At 69.6% G+C, this 9,011-nt stretch carries 9 protein-coding genes and 1 pseudogene; 5 read left to right on the top strand and 5 right to left on the bottom strand.

Annotation, left to right across the window (positions count from 1 at the left end; genetic code table 11):
* The coding region (locus tag EFE23_RS26500; RefSeq protein WP_204348515.1) for a hypothetical protein at positions 1–759 on the top strand (759 nt) is incomplete at its 5' end.
* A 13-nt stretch (positions 760–772) separates the two neighbouring features.
* Here EFE23_RS26500 and EFE23_RS26495 read toward each other — a convergent pair.
* Positions 773–1,641 (bottom strand): IS5 family transposase gene (locus EFE23_RS26495; RefSeq protein WP_233601156.1). Its coding sequence is split into 2 segments (ribosomal slippage): positions 773–1,299 and positions 1,299–1,641, totalling 870 coding nucleotides; the frame shifts between segments, so codons are not numbered across the junction.
* Between the two features lie 66 nt (positions 1,642–1,707).
* Here EFE23_RS26495 and EFE23_RS26490 point away from each other — a divergent pair.
* Positions 1,708–3,192, top strand: coding sequence for a molybdopterin-dependent oxidoreductase (locus EFE23_RS26490; protein WP_199737251.1), 1,485 nt, complete (start codon positions 1,708–1,710; stop codon positions 3,190–3,192).
* A gap of 99 nt (positions 3,193–3,291) precedes the next feature.
* Here EFE23_RS26490 and EFE23_RS26485 read toward each other — a convergent pair whose 3' ends face one another.
* From EFE23_RS26485 to EFE23_RS26470, 4 genes and pseudogenes are all read right to left on the bottom strand, one after another.
* Positions 3,292–4,218: an NAD-dependent epimerase/dehydratase family protein gene (locus EFE23_RS26485; RefSeq protein WP_123243617.1), complete on the bottom strand. Its 927-nt coding sequence runs from the start codon at positions 4,216–4,218 to the stop codon at positions 3,292–3,294.
* 94 nt (positions 4,219–4,312) lie between these two features.
* Positions 4,313–4,447: pseudogene (locus EFE23_RS26480) on the bottom strand (VOC family protein); the annotation flags it as partial.
* Positions 4,448–4,527: 80 nt separating this feature from the next.
* On the bottom strand, positions 4,528–5,847 hold the full coding sequence (locus EFE23_RS26475) for a radical SAM protein (RefSeq protein WP_123243616.1): 1,320 nt from the start codon (positions 5,845–5,847) through the stop codon (positions 4,528–4,530).
* Between the two features lie 114 nt (positions 5,848–5,961).
* Positions 5,962–6,726: an SDR family oxidoreductase gene (locus EFE23_RS26470; protein WP_123243615.1), complete on the bottom strand. Its 765-nt coding sequence runs from the start codon at positions 6,724–6,726 to the stop codon at positions 5,962–5,964.
* Between the two features lie 100 nt (positions 6,727–6,826).
* Between EFE23_RS26470 and EFE23_RS26465 the strand changes: the two genes are divergently transcribed.
* The 3 genes from EFE23_RS26465 (at position 6,827) to EFE23_RS26455 (ending at position 8,963) form a co-directional block, all read left to right on the top strand.
* On the top strand, positions 6,827–7,681 hold the full coding sequence (locus EFE23_RS26465; protein ID WP_123243614.1) for a helix-turn-helix transcriptional regulator: 855 nt from the start codon (positions 6,827–6,829) through the stop codon (positions 7,679–7,681).
* 116 nt (positions 7,682–7,797) lie between these two features.
* Positions 7,798–8,463, top strand: a complete 666-nt coding sequence (locus EFE23_RS26460; RefSeq protein WP_233601155.1) for a type IV toxin-antitoxin system AbiEi family antitoxin domain-containing protein — start codon at positions 7,798–7,800, stop codon at positions 8,461–8,463.
* Positions 8,460–8,963 (top strand): nucleotidyl transferase AbiEii/AbiGii toxin family protein, encoded by a 504-nt coding sequence (locus EFE23_RS26455; protein ID WP_158675927.1) that lies wholly within the window; start codon positions 8,460–8,462, stop codon positions 8,961–8,963. Before EFE23_RS26460 ends, EFE23_RS26455 begins: the two co-directional genes overlap by 4 nt.
* The last annotated feature ends 48 nt before the right edge of the window (positions 8,964–9,011 follow it).

Here is a 9,011-nt window from a genome sequence, read left to right as displayed (position 1 = left end):
AGGCCCTGTCCTGCCGATCACGTGAGTGCACAGCCCAGCTACGCGCTCGTGGCATGCCCGCGCTGGGCGTTGCGCTGCCTGTGCCGCTGCAAGAGCCATGACCTCGCATGTCACGATTCCTCCGTGACGACAGGACCGGAAGTCGCCCAGATCCCGATGCGGGTGGCCGATCGATTGACCGAGCAGCTGGTACCCGGCGGATGGCGGCGGCATCGTTTCGTGCCCGACGACGAGGTTGCCTTCGTCCGCGAGCCTTTCCACGGGGTCGTCTTCCACTTCGGCGTTAACCTCGCCGGAGGCGACGGTGTCTCGCTCAGTTCCAGCGTCGGCGTCGAACATGCCGCCGCCGCCGAGTTGCAGAGGCAACTCTTCGGCCGTACGGACGCCGTGTGTCAGGTCGGTGCAAGCATGACCAATCTGGTCCACGACGCGGAGCCGTCCAAGGTCACGCCGTTTCGCTGGTGGGTCGCGTCGACGGAACAGGTGGACGAAGCAGTTGGCCGCGTGGTGGCCGACCTGGTGGCCTATGGCGAGCCGTTCTTGGTCGGCAACCAGACGTTGCCGAAGTTGATCGAAACCCTGCTCGAACGGCCGAAATCGCAGGTCGAGTACGCAACTCTGGCCGTCTGCCTCGCGGTGTCGGGCGACCTGCCCGGGGCCCGCGCCATGCTGGCGAAGTTCGGTTCGGTCCGCCCGGTATTCGCGGGAGACACGACCGGGACTTTCATCCACAACTTCACCGAGCGGTTCGGCAATTAGGGATCCGGCTCGATCATGGAAGCCAGATGATCGCGGCGATCAGGACGAGGCTGGCCCGGTAGAGCGATGCCCGTTTGGCGTATCGGGTGGCCAGGTCACGCCACTGCTTGAGCCGGTTGAAGCAGCGTTCCACGACGTTGCGCTTGCGGTAAATCGCCTGGTCGAAGGACGGGGGTCGCCCGCCGGTGCTGCCCTTGGCCGCCCGGCGGGCAACCTGGTCCGAGCGTTCCGGGATGACGTGCCGGATTCCTCGTTGGCGCAAGGCCCGGCGGGTGGAGTCATGCGCGTAGCCCTTGTCGGCGATCAGCACCTCGGGACGTTTGCGGGGCCGGCCAGGTCCGGGCTCGTTGACGCGGATCGCGTCCAGCAGCGCCAAGAGTTGGGGGTTGTCACCGGCCTGGCCGGGGGTGAGCAGGATCGACAACGGCCTGCCGCGTCCGTCGACCGCGAGGTGAATCTTGGTGCTCAGTCCGCCTCGGGAGCGGCCGATGGCCTCGCCATCTTGCGCATCAGGCGTCGCTGGACTTGATGGGGAGCCCCTTTTTTGCGGGCGCCAGCGGCATGCTGGTGCGCCCGCACGATCGACGAGTCGATGCTGATCGTCCACTGCACCGGTATGCCATCGTCATGCACCTGCGCCGCGGCCAGGATCCGATCCCAGGTTCCGTCCGCGGTCCAGCGGCGCAGGCGTTCGTGGCAGGTCTTCGACGGGCCGAAGCGTTCCGGCAGGTCACGCCACGGCGCACCCGTACGCAGCTTCCACAGGATCCCGTTGATGACCTGCCGGTGATCCCGCCACCGCCCCCGCGCACCGCCCGACTCCGGCAGCAGAGGCGCGATCACCGCCCACGCCTCATCGGTCAGTTCACCACGACGTACCACCGGGACATCGTCAACGATCAACCACTACAAGATCGGCAGGACACGCCCTAGTCGGGGACGGCCGGAGTGCCCAGCTTCTTTCCGATCTGGATGATCGTCACCCACTTCCTCAACATCTTCTTCCTGCTGCTGCTGGCCCGCTCCGGGCTGGAGGTGCTCGCCGCCCATCCGAAGCTGTACTGGAGCGACGACTGCCCACCCGCGCGGCCGTGGGCCCGGTTCTCCAAGAAGGTGTACGCCCCGGACTCCCGCCGGTTGTGGACCTCGCATGACGAGGAGGAGGCGTGGTCGCCGGTGATCGCCCTGCCCGGGCGGCGCAATCTCGGGCTGGGCCGGCACTGGCACTTCATGACCGTCCAGTTCTGGGTGCTGACCGGCGCCGTCTACCTCGCGCTGGTCTTCACCACCGGCCACTGGCGTTACCTGGTGCCCACCAGTTGGTCGCTGTTCCCCGACTCCGTCAAAACGGTGGGCACCTACCTGCAGTTCCGGCTCGCCGGCCCGCTGCCCGTCGAGCCGTTCAACGCCGCCCAGAAGCTCAGCTACTTCGTGGTGGTGTTCCTGCTGGCCCCGTTCCAGATCCTCACCGGCGCGGCGATGTCCCCGTCGGTCATCGCCCGCTTCCCCCGCTACACCCGGCTGTTCGGCGGCCGGCAGAAAGCGCGCAGCCTGCACTTCCTCGGGCTCGTCGCGTTCGCCGCCTTCACCGTCGTGCACACCGCCATGGTGATCGTGCACGGACTGCCGCGGGAGTTCGCCGCGATGGTGCTCGGCAGCTACGACGCCGACCGCCGGCTGGGCCTGGCGATCGGCCTGCTGGGGCTCCTCCTCCTCGTCGCCTTCCACGTCGTCATCACCCGGTTCTCGCTGCACCACCGGCGGCGCACCCAGCACCTGCTCGGGCTGATGGTCAACCCGTTCGAGCGGCGGATCTCCCGCGGCTTCACGTCCCGCCAGCACTACTCCCGCCGGGACATCTCCCCCTACTTCCGGGTCAACGGCTACCCGCCGGTGGGCGAGGACTACCAGCGGCTGGCCGCCGACGGCTTCCGCGACTACCGGTTGTCAATCGGTGGCCTGGTCGAGCATCCGGTAACGCTGGGCCTCGACGAGCTACGCCGGCTCGGCAACCAGTCCGAGATCACCAAGCACAACTGCATCCAGGGCTGGACCGCGGTCGCGCAGTGGGCCGGGGTGCCGCTCGCCCGGGTGCTCGACCTGGTCAAACCACTACCGGACGCCCGGCACGCCGTGTTCTACGCCTTCGACGACAAGGCGCGGACCGAAGGCAGCTCCGGCGTCTACTACGAGTCGGTTCCGCTGTACCTGCTGACCAAACCGCAGGCCATCCTGGCCCTGGACATGAACGACGCGCCGCTGTCGATCGAGCACGGCGCGCCCGTGCGAATCCGGCTGGAGACCCAGCTCGGCTTCAAGATGGTCAAGTGGGTCAGCGCCGTCGAGTTCGTCGCCGACTACCGGCAGATCGGCATGGGGCAGGGCGGCTGGCGGGAGGACAACCAGTTCTACGCCAACGAGGCCGGCATCTGAACCCCTGATCCGCGCCAGCCCGCCGACGGCAGGAGTCGCGCCGCGCGGTCGCCGCGCCCGTGATCAGCCGACCCGAGCGCGGCGAACCGAGATCAGGCCTCAGCGGCCCGCTCGCGCGACCAGCGGGATCCCCTCCCGGTAGGTCGGCACCGCCGGCGCCCAGCCCAGCTCGCGCTTGGCCTTGGCGTTGGAGACGCGCATCGAGGTGGTCATCATCGCGTGTACGTACGGGATGGGCCGCAGCAGCCAGCTCGGGACCCGCCATGGCCGGCGCGCCCCGAACGCGGCAGCCATGGTGTCCAGGTAGTCCCCCCAGCGCACCGGCTCGTCGTCGACGATGTTGTACGCCTGCCCGGCACGCCCCTTCTCCAGGGCGGCGACGGTCGCCGCGGCGGCGTCCTCCAGGTAGATGAAGTTGGCGAAGCCGGCGGACGACGCCACCGGCAACCGGCGCTTGCGCACCAGGTTGACCATCATCCGGGTCATGCTGTCCTGGCCGTAGAAGAAGCCGTAGCGCAGCGCGACGCCCTCCATCTCGTCGGCCGAGAACGTCTGCTCCTCGGCCGAGCGCATGGCCGCGACGGCGCCGCCGAGCAGGCCGCCCACGGGCTCACCGAACGGGTCGTCCTCGGTGATCACCTTCGGGCCGTGGTCGCGGTAGCCGTACCCGAGCATGATCGACTGGGTGACGAAGCGGTGCGCGCCGACCGCCCGGGCCGCCGCGAGGAGGTTGGCGGTTCCGGTGGTACGCAGCTCGTTCGTACCCTGAAGCGCGTCCCGCATCTTCACGGTGCCCAGCGCGGTCAGCTCGTGGATGACCGCGTCGGCCCGCACGTCCCGGACGGCGGCGAGCAGGCCGTCCCGGTTCAGCACATCCGCCACCACGGCCTCGGCGCCGGCGCTGCGCAGCCGCTCGGCGTTGGTCCGGCTGCGGCTGATGCCGATCACCTCGTGGCCCGCGGCGATGAGCTGGCGGGTCAGCGGCGTACCGACGGCGCCCGAGGCGCCGGCGAGCAGGACTCTCATGGTTTCGTCTCCTGTCTGCAGGTCTCACCCCTGAAGACGACGGACCGGTCGCGCGTGTGATGCCCCGGCGGTGTGCTGTCCGGCACACAGCCGGCTACAGCTCCTGCACCGGGCGGGACAGCAGGCAGAACTCGTTGCCCTCGGGATCGGCGAGCACCACCCAGCTCACGTCGGCGGGCTGGCCCACGTCGGCGAGGCGGGCACCGAGGGCCAGCAACCGGTCGAGTTCCTGCGCGGTGGTGACGCCATCGATGGCGATGGCGGTGAGACGGCTCGGCATGCCGTCATCTTCCCGCCCGCGGCGGCCCGCTACGACTCCAATTCCGGTTCGGCGGGCAGGCTGTCCATGAACGAGCTGACCGAGAAGACCGCGCGGCCGGGGCCGGCCGGGCCGTACCCGGGCGGGCTGGACAGGCCGTTGGCCTTCATGGTCGCGGCGTAGGCCTCCAGCAGCCGGATGTGGTATTCCAGCGGCGCACCTTGCGGGTTGGTCCGGCCCAGCGGGGTGGTCGGCTCCGGGCACCAGGTGGTGAACCGCGGGGTGATGCCCCGGGACATGAAGTACTGCAGGCCCTCGGTGGTGGAGTCGATCGCCTCGTCCACGCTGGTGAAGCCGTACGGGGCGGCCATCTCGACGCCCGCGACGAAGTTCGGGATGACGTTGCGCGGCCCGAAGATCTCGGCGGAGTCGAGGATCCGCCGGTGCCACTCCTCCCGGCCCACGTACCGCTCCTTGCCGGGGCAGTAGAGCTCGAACAGCCGCTTGTCCCACACCTCGTAGTTGGGGTGGTAGATCCGGATGCCGTAGTCGTGGAACCGCTGCACGTCGGCCCGGGGCAACGCCTGGGCGACCACCTTGCCGATCCACCGGCCCGGGAACCGCTCCTCGATCGCCTGGGCGTACCGGCCGTAGAAGTCGGCCTCGGCCAGCCCGTCGACCTTCGAGGTGATGCTGCCGCCGGTCAGGGTGTACGCCTGCGACGCGCCGGTGGTGTCGTGCCGGTCGATGATCTCCAGCGCCTCCAGCACCTCCTCGACCGGCTTCACCCCGGTGTACGGGCGGCCGGCCTGCTTGTGCTGACGCCAGTTGTGGTTGATGTCGCAGTACTGGCACTCCTCCTTGGCGCCGAAGTACTGGCAGACCCGGAACACCGTCAGATAGATCAGATAGCCCCACTGGATCGTCGGCGCGACCTCCATCACCGACTTGCCGTTCGCGAGGGTGTGCCGGTAGTAGTCCGGCATCGGCGGCAGCCCGACGTCGGCGATCGGCCGGCCGTCCAGGAACAGCCGCAGCCGGCCGTCGCCGTCGTCCTTGACCCGGTACGGCGAGTCGGGATTGGTGCGGACCGAGACGACCGTGCGGCGCAGCCCGTACGGGCCGCCGGTGAGCACGATCTCCTCCGGCGGCCGGCGCAGCGCGGCGGTGCCCAGGTCCGGCAGGGTCCGGTGGTCGAAGGAGAAGATGAAGTACGACTTCGGCTTGACGGTGCCGCTCTCGTTGTCGGTCAACGCCGAGTCGTCGAAGGCCAGGCCGCCGCGCAGCAGGTCCTCCTTGATGACCGCCTCTCTCGGCACGTGGGGGAAGCGCCCCATCAGGTCCTCGATGAGATCGGTCCGCGACTGCATGCGCCCTCCCTGGCGGTCGTGCACGGAGACCCCGGGGGGCAACTCCCTGCTGCCTCAAACCTAGCCAGCCCGCCGCGGCCGGCAGGACCGGCCGGACGAAGGTTGTTCGTTACGTCACTTCCCGTGCGGGTCGGCCCGGTTGAGGGTGGCGACGACCTGGTCGTAGTCGCCGCGCGCCTCCCCGTACCGGAGGAACTTCACCCGCTCGACCTGGATCTCCGTGGCGTCCGGCTGCGCCTCGATCAGCGCGACCACCTCCGCCACGAACTCGTCCAGCGGCATGGCGAACTCGCTGGTCTCCTGGCCGGGCAGCAGCGCGGTGCGGACGGCCGGCGGCTCCAGCTCCACGATCTTCACGCTGGTGTCGGCGAGCTGCAACCGGATCGACTCGCTGAGCATGTGAATCGCCGCCTTCGAGGCGTTGTAGCTGGGGGTGGCCTTGAGCGGAGCGAACGCGAGACCCGACGAGACGGTCATGATCGTGGCGTCCGGCTGGGCCCGCAGGTGCTCGATGAACGCGGCGATCAGGCGGATCGGGCCGAGCACGTTCGTCGTGATGATCGACTCGGCGGAGGCGAGGAACGACTCCGGCCGGTGCCAGTCCTCGACCCGCATGATGCCGGCCATGGTGACCAGCACGTTGAGGTCCGGGTGCCGGGCCAGCACCTGCTTCGCGGCCGAGTCGATGCTCGCCGGATCCGCCGTGTCGATCCGTACGGTGTCGATGCCCGGATAGTCGGCGGCGATGAGGTCGAGCAGGTCGGTGCGCCGGCCGCCCACGATGACCGTGTTGCCCTTCGCCCGCAGCTCCAGCGCGAGGGCGAGTCCGATCCCGCTCGTGGCGCCCGGGATGAAGATCGTGTTTCCGGTGATGTTCATGCCCCGAGCTTCGCCGGTCGGCCCGGTCCGGGGGCAGAGATCGGTTATCGGGGGATCGGTGATCCCTGGTTCGCGCCCGGCGCGACGGGATACTGGGGTCATGGACCGCGCAGCCCTGGCCGACTTCCTGCGCCGCCGCCGCGAGGCGCTGCAGCCCGGCGACGTCGGCCTGCCCGCGGGCGCCCGCCGCCGGGCACCCGGCCTGCGCCGCGAGGAGGTCGCCGCCCTCGCCGCCATGTCCGCCGACTACTACACCCGGCTCGAACAGCGGCGCGGCCCCCAGCCGAGCGCGCAGCTGCTCGCCGCGCTCGCCCGGGCGCTGCGGCTGACCAGCCAGGAGCGCGACTACCTGTTCCGGGTGGCGGGGCACAACCCGCCCACCCCGGTGGCCGCGGCCACGCACGTCGCGCCGGCGCTGCTGCGCGTGCTGGACCGGCTCGACGACACCCCGGCGCTGATCCTGTCCAACCTGGGGGAGACCCTGGTGCAGAACCGGCTGGCCGAGGCGCTGTTCGGTGACCGGTCCGGCTACACCGGCCTGGCCCGCAGCGAGGTCTACCGGTGGTTCACCGACCCGGCCGAGCGGCTGCGCTACCCGGAGGACGACCGGGACCGGCAGAGCCGCGCCCAGGTCGCCAACCTGCGCGCCGCGTACGGGTCGATGGGCCCGCAGTCGCGGGCCGGCGAGCTGGTGCGGGCGCTGCGGAAGGCGAGCCCGGAGTTCGCCGAGCTGTGGGAGCGGCACGAGGTCGCCCAGCGCTTCGCCGACCACAAGACGCTCATCCACCCCGAGCTGGGGCCGATCGAGCTGGACTGCCAGGTGCTGTTCACCGAGGACCAGTCCCAGGCGCTGCTCGTGCTCACCGCCCCGCCGCGCAGCGAGGGCCAGGAGAAGCTGCGGCTGCTCGCCGTGCTGGGCCACGAGCGCTTCCCCGCCGACACGACGCCGGGATAGTGCCACAGTTGCGTGAAACGACGTGGTCGAGCACGGCGGTAGGCCTCCTGCTTGAAGACCGTCCGCAGGCTGCGCGAGCGGTAGCGCCCCGATCGAAGCGGCATCCCCACGACACCATGCCCGCCTTCACCGGAGAAACCCGCTACATCTGCCGGGGGCTGTGTAGAGTTTCTCCTGTGCTGGCGTATGACCTTGCCCGAGAAGAAGCAGTCTTGCGCCGGCTCCCGTCAACCTTCACCTACTCCCAGGCGATGGCGGCCGGTATCTCCCGCTGGCGGCTCTATCGGCTACGCGATCAGGGCGCAATCGACCTGGTCAGCCGGGGCCTCTACCGGCGCTGCGAGGCCGAGGAAGTCGACCTCGACCTCATTGAGATCGCCCGGCGCGCCCCGCTCGCCACCCTCTGCCTGACCACCGCGCTGGCTCGGCACGGCCTCACCGACGAGATCCCGTCCCGGATCGATGTCGCGCTGCCCCGCGGGCGGCACCGACCCGTCACCACCGCGCCGGTCGCCTGGCATTCATTCGACCCCGTCACCTTCGAGGTCGGGCGCACGACCCTGCCACTCGATCCCGAGACCTCAATCGGGATCTACAACCCCGAGCGCAGCATCATCGACGCCATCCGGCTCCGCCACCGTGAAGGCCCGGATCTGGTGTACGGGGCGCTCAAGCGATGGCTGAGGCAGCGTGGCGCGGCACCGTCGACGCTGCTGGCGATGGCTCGACATCTTCCACAGGCCGAGCGGCCACTCCGAGAGGCGTTGGAGATCCTGCTGTGACCACCCGACCGACCCGAGCCACCGTCGCCGGCCGTGCCTACCTCGACTTACAGAACCTCGCCCGCCGTACCGGCCGCCCGACCGACGAACTGCATCAGGTGTACGCCCTGGAGGGCTTTCTGGCTCGCCTGGCTCTGTCGCCCAACGCGGACAGACTCGTGCTCAAGGGCGGGGTCCTGATGGCGGCCTATGCTGCCCGCCGGCCTACCCGGGACGTTGACCTGCAGGGCCGATGGATGTCGAACGACACCGACCATGTGCTGAGGGTTGTTCGCGAGGTGGCGAGCCAGCCTCTCGACGACGGCCTCGTCTTCGACGCGGCCACCGCGATCGCAGAGACGATCCGGGACGACGACGTCTACAGCGGGGTACGGGTCAACCTCACCGGCAGCCTCGCTGTTGCACGACTGACTTTTCACGTTGACGTCAACGTCGGCGACCGATCTGGCCCGATCCGCAGCCCATCAAGCTTCCCCGCCTGCTCGACGGGGAAATCGTGATCACCGGCTACCCGCTTCCCATGGTGTACGCCGAGAAGTTGGTGACTG

It is taken from the genome of Micromonospora solifontis (assembly GCF_003725545.1).
In the GTDB taxonomy this organism is placed as follows: Bacteria; Actinomycetota; Actinomycetes; order Mycobacteriales; family Micromonosporaceae; genus Micromonospora; species Micromonospora solifontis.
Note: the sequence above shows the minus strand (reverse complement) of the source record. Positions and strands in the feature narration are given on the sequence as shown.